This is a genomic window from Pseudoduganella sp. R-34 (genome assembly GCF_049904655.1).
Lineage (GTDB): Bacteria > Pseudomonadota > Gammaproteobacteria > Burkholderiales > Burkholderiaceae_D > Rugamonas.
The window spans coordinates 5654554-5668981 of the sequence record NZ_CP184572.1 but is presented as its reverse complement, the minus strand read 5'-3'; the positions used below and the strand labels follow the sequence as shown (position 1 = coordinate 5668981).

At 63.0% G+C, this 14428-nt stretch carries 12 protein-coding genes; 3 read left to right on the top strand and 9 right to left on the bottom strand.

Annotated elements, in window-relative coordinates; all coding sequences use genetic code 11:
• Positions 1-11: 11 nt before the first annotated feature.
• From ACN9MW_RS26075 to ACN9MW_RS26035, 9 genes are all read right to left on the bottom strand, one after another.
• Complete coding sequence (locus ACN9MW_RS26075; protein WP_426164309.1) at positions 12-896, bottom strand: DUF6662 family protein; 885 nt, start codon at positions 894-896, stop codon at positions 12-14.
• A 74-nt stretch (positions 897-970) separates the two neighbouring features.
• On the bottom strand, positions 971-1786 hold the full coding sequence (locus ACN9MW_RS26070; protein ID WP_426164306.1) for a response regulator: 816 nt from the start codon (positions 1784-1786) through the stop codon (positions 971-973).
• The gene (locus ACN9MW_RS26065; protein ID WP_426164303.1) at positions 1768-3129 is read right to left on the bottom strand and encodes a hybrid sensor histidine kinase/response regulator; all 1362 of its coding nucleotides are present in this window, start codon (positions 3127-3129) and stop codon (positions 1768-1770) included. Before ACN9MW_RS26065 ends, ACN9MW_RS26070 begins: the two co-directional genes overlap by 19 nt.
• A gap of 42 nt (positions 3130-3171) precedes the next feature.
• A complete protein-coding gene (locus tag ACN9MW_RS26060; RefSeq protein ID WP_426164300.1) occupies positions 3172-3885 on the bottom strand; it encodes a 2OG-Fe dioxygenase family protein in 714 nt (237 codons plus the stop codon).
• Between the two features lie 14 nt (positions 3886-3899).
• Positions 3900-5825 carry a TonB-dependent receptor gene (locus tag ACN9MW_RS26055; protein ID WP_426172303.1) on the bottom strand — a complete coding sequence of 642 codons (1926 nt, stop codon included), beginning with the start codon at positions 5823-5825 and terminating at the stop codon, positions 3900-3902.
• 73 nt (positions 5826-5898) lie between these two features.
• Entirely contained in the window at positions 5899-6387 is a 489-nt protein-coding gene (locus ACN9MW_RS26050; RefSeq protein WP_426164297.1) for a DUF6702 family protein, read from the bottom strand.
• Positions 6384-8759, bottom strand: a complete 2376-nt coding sequence (locus tag ACN9MW_RS26045) for a M1 family metallopeptidase (protein WP_426164294.1) — start codon at positions 8757-8759, stop codon at positions 6384-6386. The genes ACN9MW_RS26050 and ACN9MW_RS26045 overlap by 4 nt, the downstream gene beginning before the upstream one ends.
• Positions 8760-8927: 168 nt before the next feature.
• A complete protein-coding gene (locus ACN9MW_RS26040; RefSeq protein WP_426164291.1) occupies positions 8928-9926 on the bottom strand; it encodes an alpha/beta hydrolase fold domain-containing protein in 999 nt (332 codons plus the stop codon).
• A gap of 94 nt (positions 9927-10020) precedes the next feature.
• Positions 10021-10476 carry a MarR family winged helix-turn-helix transcriptional regulator gene (locus tag ACN9MW_RS26035; RefSeq protein WP_426164288.1) on the bottom strand — a complete coding sequence of 152 codons (456 nt, stop codon included), beginning with the start codon at positions 10474-10476 and terminating at the stop codon, positions 10021-10023.
• Positions 10477-10599: 123 nt separating this feature from the next.
• On the opposite strand from ACN9MW_RS26035, the gene ACN9MW_RS26030 reads away from it, so the two are divergent.
• The 3 genes from ACN9MW_RS26030 (at position 10600) to ACN9MW_RS26020 (ending at position 14412) form a co-directional block, all read left to right on the top strand.
• Positions 10600-10911: a hypothetical protein gene (locus tag ACN9MW_RS26030; RefSeq protein ID WP_426164285.1), complete on the top strand. Its 312-nt coding sequence runs from the start codon at positions 10600-10602 to the stop codon at positions 10909-10911.
• 40 nt (positions 10912-10951) lie between these two features.
• Positions 10952-12019: an HD-GYP domain-containing protein gene (locus ACN9MW_RS26025; RefSeq protein WP_426164282.1), complete on the top strand. Its 1068-nt coding sequence runs from the start codon at positions 10952-10954 to the stop codon at positions 12017-12019.
• Between the two features lie 77 nt (positions 12020-12096).
• Positions 12097-14412: a CHASE domain-containing protein gene (locus ACN9MW_RS26020; protein WP_426164279.1), complete on the top strand. Its 2316-nt coding sequence runs from the start codon at positions 12097-12099 to the stop codon at positions 14410-14412.
• Positions 14413-14428 lie beyond the last annotated feature (16 nt).

Here is a 14428-nt window from a genome sequence, read left to right as displayed (position 1 = left end):
GGCGATTCCCTTTAGAAGTTGTAGCCGACCTTCAAACGCAGCTCGTTCTTGGTGCGCTCGATCAGGTGCAATTGCTTCGCAGGCTGGCCGTCGTAACGCTCGCCGCCACCGCGCAGCTGGCGGAACACGGTCAGCGTCGCCCACCATTGCTTGCCGCCATAGTGCAGCGAAGGGCCGCCGAAGACCGACCAGCGCTCCTGCCCAACCTCGGTCTCATACTCGTTTTCGAACAGCGCTTCAACGCCGGCATACCAGCCCGGTGCGAAACGGTAGGACAGGCCGGTGCCGATCTTGGTCGAGATTTCCATCTCCGGATCGGTCGGCCATTCGAAGTCTTCCGGCAGGTCGGCAATGGCCTTGCGTTTTTCGTGCGCTGCGCGCAGGCCGATATTGCCCACCCAGGTCAGCTGGCCTTCCAGGAAGTACTTCTGCGCCTGCAGTTGCGCTTCGAATTCCAGTTCGCGCTTGCGCTGGCCCGAGTGCACGTCCAGGCGGCCGTATTCGAAGGAGGTATAGGCGGACAGGCCGAAATCGTCCTTGGCCGGGCTGAGGAAGTTGTACTTGGCTGCGACTTCAAAGCCTTGCAGGCGCAGGTTGGAATCAATGTCCTTCGGCAGGTAGCCGTTGATCAGCAGGCCTTGGCTCTTGACGGCCAGGCCGTTCACTTCGGCCGATACCTGGAAGCGGTCGGTCACGCCGTATTCGATCTCGGTCTTGGTGTCCACCGCGCGGTAGTGGCCGCTGCCCTTGTTGTTGCGCTGGGTGACCCATTGGTAAAACTCGCCGCTGCCTTTTGGCAGGACTTCGGAGCCGCGGACGTAGCCGAACAGGTTTTCATCCGCGAGGGCGGGCAAGGCGGCCAGCAAGCCGGCGGCCAGTACGACATGTTTGCGCATTGAACTGGTTTAACGAAGTTGAAAAATGCGCAATAATAAATGCGAATCATTCGCATTGCAAGTGAGGGGAACCCTTAACTGCGCAGCAGGGCTTCGATGGCGCCGACCAGTTGTTGCGGGTCGAGCGGATGGGACAGCACGCTGCGTTTGCGTCCGGCGCCCAGCGTTCCCAGCTCGTCTTCGTCATCGGGGCGGATCAGCAGCACCGGCAGCCCCGGCGCCATTTCCAGCGCATCGCCCAGGAAGGCCAGGCGGCCGGCCTCCAGCAAGCCCAGCTCGCACAGCACCAGGTCGAACTGATGGCCGTCCAGCAGTACGCCGGCATCCATTGGATTGGCAGCCGTGCTGACGGAGTAGCCGCTGTGTGCCAGGATGGCCGCCACCAGCCCGGAATTCTCGGGCGCGGCGTCGAGCAGCAGCACGCGGGACCGTGCCGGCGAGGCCAAGGGCGCCGCGGCCGCTGCGGATGGCGCGGCCGGCGCCGCAGTGGCGGGCGCCGGTTGCGCGCTGGCGCGGCGCAGGTGCGCCGGAAGGAAGGATTCCAGGGCCGGAATCAGCACATCCGGCTCCATCGACTTGGGCAGGCAGCCGGAGAATCCGGCGCGGCGCAGGGCTGCGCAGCCGTCGGTGACGGGGAGCGCGCTGGCTGCCAGGATCGGAATCGCCTGCGTGGCTGGATCGGCGCGCAGCCGCGCCAGCACGCCCGGCCCGTCAAGCTTAGGCAGATGCAGGTCGCACAGGATCAGGTCCGGTTTTTCGCTGGTGGCCAGCGCTACCCCCATTTCACCGTCGCTGGCGCACAGCGGGCGATGGCCGAAGGCCTGCAGCAAGTACGTCATCAGGTCCATATTGGCCTGGTTGTCTTCAATGATCAGGATGCGTGCCGACATTTGAGCGCAAGCGTGAAGGTGCTGCCTTTGCCAAAGTCGCTGCTGAAGAACAGCGAGCCGCCGAGGAGGTTGGCCAGGTTCTGGCTCAGGTACAGGCCAAGCCCGGCGCCTTCCGCATGCCGCGTCGACGTGTTATCCAGCTGCGAGAAGGCCTGGAACAGCTTGGCCTGGTCCTCTTCCTTGATGCCGCTGCCGCTGTCGGTCACGCTGAACTCCGTGATCACAGCCTGCTCTTCGTCAGTGCGCTGTTTCAGCGCCAGCTTGATCATGCCCTTTTCAGTGAACTTGATCGCGTTGTTGGCCAGGTTGATGATGATTTGCGCCAGCGCGCGGCGGTCGGTCTGCAGAACGATCGGCTGCTCCGGCATGTCGATGAAGACTTCCAGGCCCTTTTGCGCGGCCAGCGGGCGCAAGGTATCGGCCACTTCGCCTATCAACTGCTGGCAGTGCACGGATTCCACCGTCAGGGTGACCTTGCCGGCTTCGATCTTGGCCACGTCCAGGATGTCGTTGATCAGCGAGAGCAGGTGGCGCGCGCTGGAACGGATGGTGTTGAGCTGGCGGTCCTGTTCGTCGGTCAGCGGGCCGGGAAGCTTCATCAGCAGCGCCCCGGTGAAGCCGATGATGGCGTTCAGCGGCGTGCGCAGCTCGTGCGACATATTGGCGATGAAGGCCGACTTCATGCGGCTGGCCTCGGCCAGTTCCAGGTTCTTCAGCGCGATCTCGCGGTTGATGGTTTCCAGCTCGCCGGCATGGTGCGCCAGGCGCATGTTCAGTTCGATCACCTGCCGCTCGCGCGCCTGCAGCTCGCTGTTGACCTGCACCGCCTGCTCGTAGGTCGAAATCAGCAGGTCGAGGATCTGCTGGCGTTCTGCATTGATGAAGTGTTTCTGGTCGCCCAGGTAGAGGGCGATGCCGACCTCCATGCTGGAATTCTTGCGCAGCTTCTGGTTGACCAGCATCTGGCCGATGCGGTTCAGCAGGTAGTCCTCGGCGTAGGGCTTGCGGATGAAGTTGTCGGCGCCGCATTCGATGCCGCGGATGATGTCCTTGGGATCGGTCAGCGAGGTCACGAGGATGACCGGGATATCGCGCAGGGCCGGATCGGCCTTGACGGCACGGCACAGCTCATAGCCGTTCATCTCGGGCATGACGATGTCGGACAGCACCAGGTGCGGCTTGTGTTCGCGAATATCGGCCAGTGCCAGCTTGCCGTTGGCCGCCACCCTGGCATGATAGCCCGAGGACCGGATCAGCCGCCGCAGGCGCTCGGCCTGGGTTGGACTGTCCTCCACGATGAGTATTTCCAGCTCATCGGGCGCGATTTCGTAGCTGGAGTCCAAGTCACCTCCGAAATGGTTGGGTGTTCAGACTATACCGTTTTTTCACCCGCCTTGGAAACCGCCGTCACGATAGGTGATGACCAGGGTGTCGCGGTGGCCATGTTCGGCCAGCGGCTGGATCGGGGTCGATTCATGGATGACAGCCGCGTCGTCCAGCAGCAGCATGGTCCAGGGCTCGGTCATGGTGAAGCGCTTGCCGTTCGGGCCGTCGGCCTCGAACACGCGGGTTTCGCCGCCCTTGATGCCATGGCGGCCGACCAGCAGCACGGCCACGAAGTCGACGCCGTCGCGGTGGGCGCCTTCCGGGGTCGGGCGGCCGATGCCGTCGGTAGTGTCGATGCGGAACTGGTGGGCTTCCACGTACCAGGGATGCTGGCCGCGTACCTGGGCGCAGGCCTGGCCGATGGCGGCCAGCAGCTTGGTCCACGCCTGGTTGGCCACCGTTTGCGGGGCGATGGGTTCGAACAGGCGGCGCATGCCGCCGTGCAGGGCGTTGTATTCGACCGGCTGCCAGTGGGCGCGGTGGGCAGTCTGGTCCAGGGCCAGGCCATCCTGCACGAAGCAGGAGTGACGGCGGCGGCGATAGCGGCCGCCGTCTTTCAGGTAGTTGTCCGGTGCCAGGTCGTCCCAGCTCGGGACCAGGGAATTCAGTTCATCCAGGGAGCAGCCGGCCAGGCTGGCCACGTCGGCCGGCTTGAGCAGGGCGTAGCCGGCGCTGCGCAGGGTGTGGATCAATTGGGGCAGTGGCGTCATCATGCCCCTTATTGTACTTAGAATGCGTAATTCAGGCTGAGGCGGAAAGATCTCGCCTCGATCGGGTGGAAGTGGATGTCCGCCCGGGCCTCGGCTTCGCCGCCCAGCCGCGATTCGTAGAAGTAGTCAATGGCCGATACCTGGCGGTTGGCGAGGTTGAAGCCTTCCAGCTCCAGCGTGGCGCGTGCGGCCAGCTTGTAGGCCAGGCGGCCGTTGACGGTGGCGCTGGCTTTCGAGCGGACAGAGTTGTCTTCCACCAGCGGGCGCGGGCCGAACCAGCGCAGGCGCAGGGAGCCGGACCAGGGGCCTGCCGGGGTGAGAGTGGCGGCCAGCTGCGCCACGCCCTCTACCGCGCCGGGGATGCGCTCGCCCTCCGGCGCCGCCTGGCGGAAGCGGCCGCGCGCAAACGCCAGGTCGGCATCAAGCGACAGGCATTTGAACGGCTTGTAGTAGTTGGAGAACTCGATGCCGTAGCGGCGGCTCGGGCGGCCCGCTTCGGTGCTGCCGGCGTCGCCGAGGTAGATCAGTTCCGAGTCGAAGTCCAGGCGGTACAGGGCCACCACCGTTTGCAGGCCCTTGACTGCTTCGCTGCGCAGGCCGAATTCGAGGCCGCGCGAACGGGCCAGGGGCGTTGCCGGCTCCTGCGCCTGCGTCACCCCGCGCGCGTCGTTGCTGTGGAAGCCGCGGCCGGCGTTCAGGTAAAACTCGGTGCGTTCCCATGGCCCGAAAGCCAGGCTGATGCCCGGGCTCGCCAGCGTATCGCCGGCGCGTGCCTGGCCGACGCCGAAGCGGTAGCGGTCCAGCCGCACGCCGGCTTCGCCGCGCAGCCATGGCGTGACCCGCAGGCGCTGCTGCAGGTAGAGGGCGGCGCTGGTTTCGACGATATGGTCGGCGCGGACGGTCGCCAGCACCTGGCGCGCCTGCGTATGTTGCAAGGCATTGAAGATATTGTCGTTCTGCGCCTGCAGGCCCAGCGTGGTGCTCCACGCCATATCGTCCATATGGTCATGCCAGCTATGGCTCACATCGAAACCGCTGGTCACGCGACGGTCCGGCTGGGCGAACTGGTCGCCATGCAGCGGATCGTCCAGGAAATACGTGAAGTTGGAGAACAGCTCGAGCCGGTTGTTGATGACGTAGGCGTTGGCGCGCGTGGTCTGCTTGTCGTCGCTGCGCGCCCAGGCGGCAGAGAGGCTGAAGCGGCGTGCCTGGCCGCCGTCCGTCAGGTCGATCCCGTCGAAGCGGCCCAGCAAGCCATTGTCCACGGCGCGCTGTGGAATCTGGTCGGTGGCGTTCCATGCGCCGCGGTAGGCCATGGCGGTGATGGTGTAGCCGTTGTTGGCAAAGCCTTCGCTGTAGCGCAGCACGGCGTTCAGCTTGCGGTAGTTGTCGCCGCGCGTCCATGGGCCGTCGTTGTGCACGGCTTCCACTGCGTACAGCAGCGATCCCTTGTCGCCGGATTCGCGCGAGCCCGCCAGGAGGGCGCGGCCGTAGCCGTTCTGGCCTGCGGTGGCGCTGGCCTGGTCCTGCGGCAGGCGGCTGGAATAATTGATCGCCGTGGCGCCGGCGGAGGAAAAGTCGCCGTTGCTCGCGTTGTACGGCCCCTTGCTGTAATCGAGCCGCGCCACCAGTTCGGGGATGATGAAATTGAGGTCGGTCCAGCCCTGGCCATGCGTATGGCTGCGCTGGTTGACCGGCATGCCGTCCACCGTGGTGCGCAGGTCGGTGCCGTGATCGAGATTGAAGCCGCGCAGGTAGAACTGGTTGGCCTTGCCTTCGCCGCTATGCTGGCTGGCCACCAGCCCAGGGGTTGCCTCGAGCAATTCGCCCGGACGGTAAATGGTGCGCGCCTCGAGCTGGCGCTGCGACACGCTGCCCATGCCGGCCGAATCGGCCACGCCAAGCTGGCTGGCGCGCGCGCCTTCGACCAGCACGCGCTGCATGAAGGGATCGTCGGCATGGGCGGCCGCCGGCGCGAGCAGCCCGGCCAGCGCGAGGGCTGGCAGCCGCCGCCTCTCAGGGAAGCGGCTGTTCACGACGATCGCGGTTGAAGACGATGGAAGCGGCCGGGCGGCCGGGGCCGCTGACGTTGACGTTGTTGACTTGCTGCGGCAGGAAATCCGTCAGCACGCCATCGCGCAGGACGGCGCCAGGCGGCAAGGCGGTCTTTTCGATTTCCTGGAACACGTTGATGCTGTCGGCATTGGCTTGCATGCCGACCCACTGCAGCGCCACCGGCTTGCCGTTGACGCTGATGCGGAACTGCTTTTCGAGGTAGCGACGGAACACGGCCTGATCCTCCTCCAACCCAAGGTCGAACTGGCGCTGGTACAGGTTCATCAGCAGCGCCTCCACATCATGCGCCGTGTAAGTATGAACCACTTCCGTACTGCCTGAGCGCGGATTGAAGCTGATCTCGGTCAAACCCACGTGAAAATTATGGGCTTGGGCGGCGGCGCTGCACCAGAGCAGCGCCGCCGCGAGGACGGCCTTGAAACGCATCATTCCTTTTTGGCGCCTTCCTTGTCGCCTTCAGCATCCTGTTTCTTCAGCGGCGTATTGAAGTCCTTCATCATGTTTTCCGGCTGGCGCGACTTGAACAGCTCCAGGCGGGAAGGCGTCACCTTGCGCGGCCAGGCATTGTTCGACTGGTCGATGTCGGCGGTTTCCCAGTACGGGTCATGCACCAGCGACAGCAGCGGCTCGTCGGTCACGATCACCTTGGTGATCTTCTTCGGCGAATAGCGCCATACTTCGGCGGGAATGCGCTCGATATACTTCTTGCCCGACTTCAGTTCGATCTGCAGGATCAGCGGCGTCACCAGGCCGCCCAGGTTCGAGAAGTCCACCAGGTACAGGTGCTTGCCCTGTGCCAGGAGGTCCTTTTCCCATTGTTCCAGCTCTTTGGCCTGCTCGGCGTACTTGTTGCGGTCTGCGTTGGTGACGGTGTAGTCGTCGTGCTCGTTGTAGAAGTCTTTCAGGGCCGGCTGCTCGTCCACCTTGCGCACCATGCCTTTGTTGCGCTGGTCGATGATGGAGACCGGCTCCGCATCATGCTGCGCCTTCTTCCAGGCCTTCTCGGTTTCCGGATTCCTGGTGCTCACGCCGTACTCGCTGATGCCGTCGATCGACACGTCGACCGCATCGGTGGTGTAGAACCAGCCGCGCCAGAACCAGTCAAGGTCGGTGCCCGACGCGTCTTCCATGGTGCGGAAGAAGTCGGCCGGGGTAGGGCGCTTGAACTTCCAGCGCCGAGCGTATTCGCGGAAGGCGTAGTCGAACAGCTCGCGGCCCAGCACCGTCTCGCGCAGGATGTTCAGCGCAGCGGCAGGCTTGGCGTAAGCGTTGTTGCCGAACTGGAGCAGCGACTCCGAGTTGGTCATGATCGGCACCTGGTTCTTCGAACGCATGTAGTCGACGATGAAGCGCGGATCGCCGCGGCCGGCCGGGTAGTTGTCTTCCCAGGCTTCCTGGGCCAGCGACTGGACGAAGGTGTTCAGGCCTTCATCCATCCAGGTCCACTGACGCTCGTCGCTGTTGACGATCATCGGGAAGTAGTTGTGGCCGACTTCGTGGATCACCACGCCGATCAGGCCGTACTTGGCGCGCTTGGTATAGGTGATTTCACCGGTCTTCTTGTCCTTCACCGGACGCGGACCGTTGAAGGAGATCATCGGATACTCCATGCCGCCCACCGGGCCATTGACGGAAATCGCAGTCGGGTACGGGTAATCCAGGCTGTACTTGTTGTACTGTTCGATGGTGTGGATGATGGCGGCGGTCGAATACTTCTCCCACAGCGGGTTGCCTTCCTTCGGATAATAGGACATGGCCATCAGGTTGCTGCCATCCTTCTTGTAGCCCTGCGCATCCCAGATGAACTTGCGCGAAGAAGCCCAGGCGAAGTCGCGCACGTTCTTCGCCTTGAAGTGCCAGGTCTTGATTCCCTTGGCCTGGTTCTTCTCGGCCTGTTCGGCTTCGGCCTGGGTCACGATGACGACCGGGGTCTTGCTGGTGCGGGCTTTTGCCAGGCGGTCGCGCTGGGCCGCAGTCAGAACCTCGCCGGGATTCTGCAATTCGCCGGTGGAGGCCACGATATGGTCGGCCGGCACGGTGATCTGCACGTCATAGTCGCCGAACTCCAGCGTGAATTCGCCGGAGCCCAGGAACTGCTTGTGCTGCCAGCCGTACACGTCATAGTAGGCGGCCATGCGCGGGAACCACTGCGCGATTTCGAACAGCGCGTTCTTGTCCTCTGCGAAGTACTCGTAGCCGGAGCGGCCGCCAAGGACTTTCTGCTCATTGATCTTGTAGGTCCAATCGATGGAGAAGCTGAACTTCTCGCCCGGTTTCAGCGGCTGCTGCAGATCGATGCGCATCATGGTGCGGTTGACGGTGTACTGCAGCGGAGCCCCGCCGGAACCCTTGACGGAACCGATCTTGAAACCGCCATCGAAATCGCGGCCGGCCAGGATATTGCGCAGGCCTTCATACTTCATGCCTTCTTCATCGCTCTTTGCCCGGCCCCAGGCCTCGCGCGAAGGCGCGGTCATGGTCATGCGGGCATCGGAATCCGGCTTGTAGATGTTCTGGTCAAGCTGCAGCCACAGGTAATGCAGGGTATCCGGCGAATTGTTGTGGTAAGTGACCTGGCCGCTGCCGGAAATGGCGCGGTTGGCCTCATCCAGGGTGGCGCGGATGGTGTAGTCCGCGCGCTGCTGCCAGTAGGCATGGCCGGGAGCGCCGGAAGCGGTGCGGTACTGGTTGGCGGAAGGCAGCAGCTCATCGAGCTGGCGGAACTTGTCATCGAATGGTTCGGCAGCGAAAGCCGTCGCCGTCAGGCAAAGTGCGGCAAGGCCGAAATGAAAGCGTTTCATCGAATCCCCAAGCTTGTTGTAATAAATGCCGGGCTATTCTAGAGAGCTTTGTCCTGCGACACTTCGTTTATTTGTAAAAAACCTGAAACATCTGTGGTGAAAGTCGGGGTCAGGTCTGGCAATCCGCCATTTTGGCGGATTGCCAGACCTGACCCCGACTTTCATCTTTCACTTCAGGCGGTATTTCAGCTCTTCGCCGGCTTGGCGCATCGCGGCTTTGGTGCCGGGGGCGTTGCTCAGCACGTTCAGCAGGCCGAAGTCGTGGATCATGCCGTTGTAGCGGACTGTGGCGGTTTCGACACCGGCGGCATCGAGCTTCTTGCCATACGCTTCGCCTTCGTCGCGCAGCACGTCGAATTCGGCGGTCTGGATCAGGGTTGGCGGCAGGCCTTTCAATTGCTCGGTCGTGGCCTGCAAGGGCGAGGCGTAGATTTCCTTGCGTTTGGCGAGGTCGGTGGTGTAATTGTCCCAGAACCATTTCATCGCATTGCGGGTCAGGAAGTGGCCATCGGCGAACTGCTTGTAGGAGGCGTTGTCGAAATCGGCATCGGTGACAGGCCACAACAGGACTTGGGCGCGCAGTTTCGGCTGGCCCTGGTCTTTCGCCATCAGCGCCACTACCGCAGCCATATTGCCGCCGACGCTATTGCCGGCCACTGCGAGGCGGGTGCCGTCGACGTTGATTTCCTTGCCATTTTTCGCGACCCATTTGGTGGCGCCATAGGCTTGTTTGATTGCCACGCCATAGCCGGCTTCCGGCGAAGGGGTGTAGTCAACGAAGACGGCTGCGGCGCCAGAGTTCACTACCAGGTCGCGCACCAGCCGTTCGTGGGTGGGGAAGTCGCCCAGCACCCAGCCGCCGCCGTGGAAAAACATGAAGACCGGCAGGGTGCCCTTGGCGCCGGCCGGGCGCACGATGTGCAGCTTGATCTTTTCGCCATCGACATCGATCACCTTGTCGGACACGTCGGCGGCAGGCAGTCTGGCGCCTTGCTGGGCGCCGGCCAGTACCTGGCGTGCATCGGCAGGGCTCAGCGATTCCAGCGGCTTGCCACCTTCCAGCGCTTTCAGGAATTGCGCGGTTTGCGGTTCTACGCCCGGCAGGCTGGCGGCGACGGCGGAACCGGCGAGGAGGGTAAGGGCGGAAGCGGCGATAAGGGTTTTCATGGCAAATCTCCTTTAGTTAACGATTAAATAGTGCGCTACTTAATTGGCTTTAAAAAATGCCCACACTGGCGACACCAAGGTGGGCACCTGACTGTTACGCGTTGTTCATCAGGCTGGTGCGCAGGACCGACAGCTCGCGCTGCAAACGAATCACTTGCTCCAGGTCGCAGCCGCTGGCGCCCAGCACGCAAGCCGGCAGCTTGGCACCCTCGTTGCGCAGCTCGCTGCCGTGCGGGGTGAGGGCAATGATCACCTGGCGCTCGTCTTGCGGGCAGCGGGTGCGGGTGATCAGTTCGGCCTGCTCCATCCGCTTGAGCAGCGGCGTCAGCGTGGCCGAGTCGAGAAAGAGGCGCTCGCCCAGGGCCGACACCGTTTGCTCGTCCTGTTCCCACAACACCATCATCACCAGGTATTGCGAGTAGGTCAGGCCCAGCTTGCGCAGCAGCTTGCGGTACAGCTTGTTCATCGCCAGCGAAGTCGAGTACAAGGCGAAGCACAATTGCTGGTCCAGCTTGGGAACCTGCTCGAGGTCAAATGATTTCGTATCCATGCCTGGCAGTATAGATAGTGCGCGATCTAATTGCAAGCAAATTTTTCCGTTGACCTTGCCTGATGAGGAATCTTTGACTATCGTTAAAGTGCCCGTAACCTGCGCTGGGCAAAGGGGATGACAATGAATCAAATGAATCACTATCATTCAGGCGCCTACCCAGTGCCCGACCAGCGAGGCCCGGAGCCCGTGCTTTTCCTGGTCGAACTGGACCCGCAGCGCGTCGTTGATGGTGTGCGCTACGACGAAAACTACCTGGCCGATGACGTGCTGGCCTGCGGCACCATGCGCGAAACCTGCCCGATTTGCGAAGAGGGCCACCTGCAACTTGTCCTGCGCCAGAAGAACGTGCGGGTGGCGCACCTGTTCTGCATCGAATGCACCCGTTGTTTCGGCGCTTTCCTGCCCGATGGCTCGCCGGCCCTCGCCGACTGAACATTCCCTGCGTATTGTTCCCGTGCGGTATCATGCCGCAATGAAGAGCCCAAAGACCAAGCCGCTGCTGCTGATCGTTGACGGATCGGCCGACCACCTGCAACAGCTCAGCCACCTGCTGGAAGACAGGTATGCCGTGCGCCTGGTCGAAGATGGCGACAACGCGCTTGCCTCGGCGGAGCTGTTGCCGCGCCCGGACCTGATCCTGGTCGACGTGGTGCGCGATGGCTTTGCGGTTTGCCAATGCCTGCGCGGCAATCCGGACACTGCCGGCATCCCGCTGATCGCCATGATCGAGCGCGGCCAGCCGGACCTGGAGCAAAGCGCCCTGGCCGAAGGCGCTTCCGACGTGGTGGCGCGCCCGCTGGTGCCGGAGCTGCTGCGCGCGCGCATCGCCACCCACCTGCAGTTGCGCGAGGCGCGCGCCAAGGTGCAGCGCCAGCGCAACCGGCTCAATGAACTGGGCCAGATCGCCGATGCCGCTGCCTGGGCCATCGCCAGCCTGGCCGAATGGCGCGACGAGGAAGACCCTTCGCACCTGCGCCGCATCCAGCACATCGTGCTGGCGCTGGCGCGCCAGTTGCAGGGCAACCCGCGTTTTGCCAATGAACTGGTGGAGGCCCATATCCCGCTGCTGTTCAAGGCAGCCCCGCTGCACGATATCGGCAAGGTGCGCATTCCCGATGCGATCCTGCTCAAGCCGGGCCGCCTGACGCCGGAAGAATTCGAGATCATGAAGCTGCACACGGTGCACGGCCGCGATGCCATCGCCGGGGTGGAGCGCGAGCTGGGCTTCTCCAACGCCTTCCTGCGCTTCGCGCGCGAGATCACCTACAGCCACCAGGAGCGCTACGATGGCTCCGGCTATCCGCAAGGCCTGGCTGGCGATGCCATTCCGGTAGCGGCGCGCCTGGTCGCGGTGGCCGATGTCTATGATGCGCTGGTATCCGAGCGCGTATACCGTCCGGCCTTTACCCACGAAACTGCCATCGAACTGATCCGCCAGGGCAGCGGCGAGCAATTCGACCCGGATGTGGTCGATGCGCTGCTGGCCGCCGAGGAACAGGTCAGGGAAATTGCGCTGCGATACCAGGATGCGACAGGGTAACAACGGCTGACCGTTTCCCTGGCGTATGAGGGATTTCACTATGCTATAGTCGTCTCCATAGTCCCGTCGGAGCAAGCATGCGCATACACGGATACCTGGCCTTTATTGTCGGTATTTGCGTTACCGTGTGGGTCTGCATGTTCGTGATGAATGTGCAGGACCGCCAGACCAATGAAGCCTTCCAGCGCGACACGCAAAAAATTGCGCGCGACACCCAGCTTCGCTTGCAAACCTACTTCGACATGCTGCTTAGCATTAAGGGCGTGTTCGCGGTGAAGGACGATGTCTCGCGCGTGGAATTCAGCCGCTATGTGCGCGAGCTGGACCTCAAGCGCCGCTATCCCGGCTTCCAGGCCATCCAGTTCGTGCGGCGCGTGCCATCCAGCCAACTGGATGCCTATGCGGTACGCATCCGTGCTGATGACAGCCTGCAAAGCGGCGGCTATCCCGACTACAAGGTGCATCCGGCTTCGGTGCGGCAGGAGCACTTCCTGATCGAATACAACGAGCCGATGAGGGGCAATGAAAACGCCTTCGGCCTGGACCTGGCCGCACTGCCTCCGCATTACAAGGCCCTGCAGCTGGGCAAGGCCACCGGCCGCGTGGTGGCCACCGAACGCATCACCCTGGTGCAGGACGCCAGCGGCCAGCCCGGCTTCGTTGCGCGCGCACCGATCTACCGCCGTGGCGCCTCGCTGTTGACGGAGCAGGAGCGCGACGCAGCGCTGGTGGGCTTTGTCGCCATTGTTTTCCGTGTCAACGACCTGATGTCGGAAACGATCGACAGTCCGATGCTGCAGCACCTTTATGTCAGCATCAACGATGCGGGCTACATCAGCGACGGGGGCAAGATGCCGGCTACGGTCGACAACCTGATGTTCAACAGCTTCGGCAAGCTTGGTTCTGGCGAGCGCATGCCGGCGCTGCCTGGCCTGACCAGCAGCATCCCGCTCGATGTCGGCGAGCGGCGCTGGATCATGAAATTCGAAGGCCATGCGAGCGAGCGTTATAGCCGCGACTTGAGGCTGATCACGGTGATCGGCCTGGCCGGCTTTATCATCAGCGCCCTGATCGGCGCGCAGATCATGACATTGCAGCGGCGCCGCGCGCTGGCGCAAAAGCTGCGCGTCACTGCCGACGAATTGCGTGCGTTGCAGGATAGCGCCATTGTCGGCATCGGCTTGTTCGCCAACGGGCTGATCGTGCGCTGCAACCGCGGGCTGGAAGAGATGATGGGTTACCAGCCGGGCCAGTTGGCGGGCCGCTCCTGCAATATGCTGACGGGCGGGCTGAGCGATCCCTTTGCCTGCGTGGCCGATGGCACGCCGATGCATTTCGAGCTGGAGCTGGCCAGCTCCAGCGGCCGGCGCCTGTGGTGCATGGTGAACGGACGCATGCTGGACGAGAATGAGCCGCGCAAAGGCTGCGTCTGGGTCATTATCGATATCACGGAGCGCAAGCAGACCGAGGCAGCGCTGGTCGACACCAAGCATGGCCTGGAGCGCAGCCTGAATGAGCTGGCACTGCAAAAGTCTAACGTGGAAATGGCGCACAAGGATCTGTCGGCCGTGCTGCTGACGTTGAAACAGGCGCAGGCCAACCTGATCACGTCCGAGAAAATGGCATCGCTGGGCGCGCTGGTAGCAGGCATTGCGCACGAACTGAATACGCCGATCGGCAACAGCCTGCTGACCGCGACGGCCTTGAGCGACATGTGCAAGGAGTTTGAGCGCCAGCTCTCCGAGGGCGGCATCAAGCGCTCGGCCCTCGATACGCATCTGAAGGATGCGCGTATGGCGTGCTCGATCATCACCAACTCCCTGACGCGGGCGGCTGACCTGATCCACTCCTTCAAGCAGGTGGCGGTCGACCAGACCTCCGACAAACGGCGTTCGTTCAACCTGCATGGCGTGGTGCACGACACGCTGGCGACTTATTCCGCCCAGCTGCGCCGTGCCAACTGCGAAGTGAAGGTGTGGATGCCGGAGACGCTCAACTTCATGTCCTACCCCGGCAGCGTGGGCCAGGTGCTGAGCAACCTGATCCAGAACGCCATCATGCATGCCTTCGAGGGCCGGGAGTCCGGGCATATCACCATCAGCGCCGTCGAGATGGACGAGGATAATGTCGAACTGCGCTTTGCCGATGACGGCAATGGCATGAGTGCACGCACGCTGCGCCAGGTGTACGATCCCTTCTTCACCACCAAGATGGGGCAGGGCGGGTCAGGGCTCGGCATGAACATCGTCTACAACCTCGTTACCGGCGTCTTGCGCGGGACCATCCACGTTGAATCCGAGCCTGGAAAAGGCACTACCGTGATCATGAACTTGCCGCGCCAGGTTCCCGCGAAGGAGGAACTGGCTGAAACCGACCTGCTTCATGCGCAGTAGTCGGGCAAAGCCAGAA

Excerpts from the sequence above, each read along its gene's own strand:
- ACN9MW_RS26075 (WP_426164309.1), bottom strand. The coding sequence starts at position 896 with ATGCGCAAACATGTCGTACTGGCCGCCGGCTTGCTGGCCGCCTTGCCC.
- ACN9MW_RS26070 (WP_426164306.1), bottom strand. The coding sequence starts at position 1,786 with ATGTCGGCACGCATCCTGATCATTGAAGACAACCAGGCCAATATGGAC.
- ACN9MW_RS26060 (WP_426164300.1), bottom strand. The coding sequence starts at position 3,885 with ATGATGACGCCACTGCCCCAATTGATCCACACCCTGCGCAGCGCCGGC.
- ACN9MW_RS26055 (WP_426172303.1), bottom strand. The coding sequence starts at position 5,825 with ATGCAGCGCGTGCTGGTCGAAGGCGCGCGCGCCAGCCAGCTTGGCGTG.
- ACN9MW_RS26050 (WP_426164297.1), bottom strand. The coding sequence starts at position 6,387 with ATGATGCGTTTCAAGGCCGTCCTCGCGGCGGCGCTGCTCTGGTGCAGC.
- ACN9MW_RS26045 (WP_426164294.1), bottom strand. The coding sequence starts at position 8,759 with ATGAAACGCTTTCATTTCGGCCTTGCCGCACTTTGCCTGACGGCGACG.
- ACN9MW_RS26040 (WP_426164291.1), bottom strand. The coding sequence starts at position 9,926 with ATGAAAACCCTTATCGCCGCTTCCGCCCTTACCCTCCTCGCCGGTTCC.
- ACN9MW_RS26035 (WP_426164288.1), bottom strand. The coding sequence starts at position 10,476 with ATGGATACGAAATCATTTGACCTCGAGCAGGTTCCCAAGCTGGACCAG.
- ACN9MW_RS26030 (WP_426164285.1), top strand. The coding sequence starts at position 10,600 with ATGAATCAAATGAATCACTATCATTCAGGCGCCTACCCAGTGCCCGAC.
- ACN9MW_RS26025 (WP_426164282.1), top strand. The coding sequence starts at position 10,952 with ATGAAGAGCCCAAAGACCAAGCCGCTGCTGCTGATCGTTGACGGATCG.
- ACN9MW_RS26020 (WP_426164279.1), top strand. The coding sequence starts at position 12,097 with ATGCGCATACACGGATACCTGGCCTTTATTGTCGGTATTTGCGTTACC.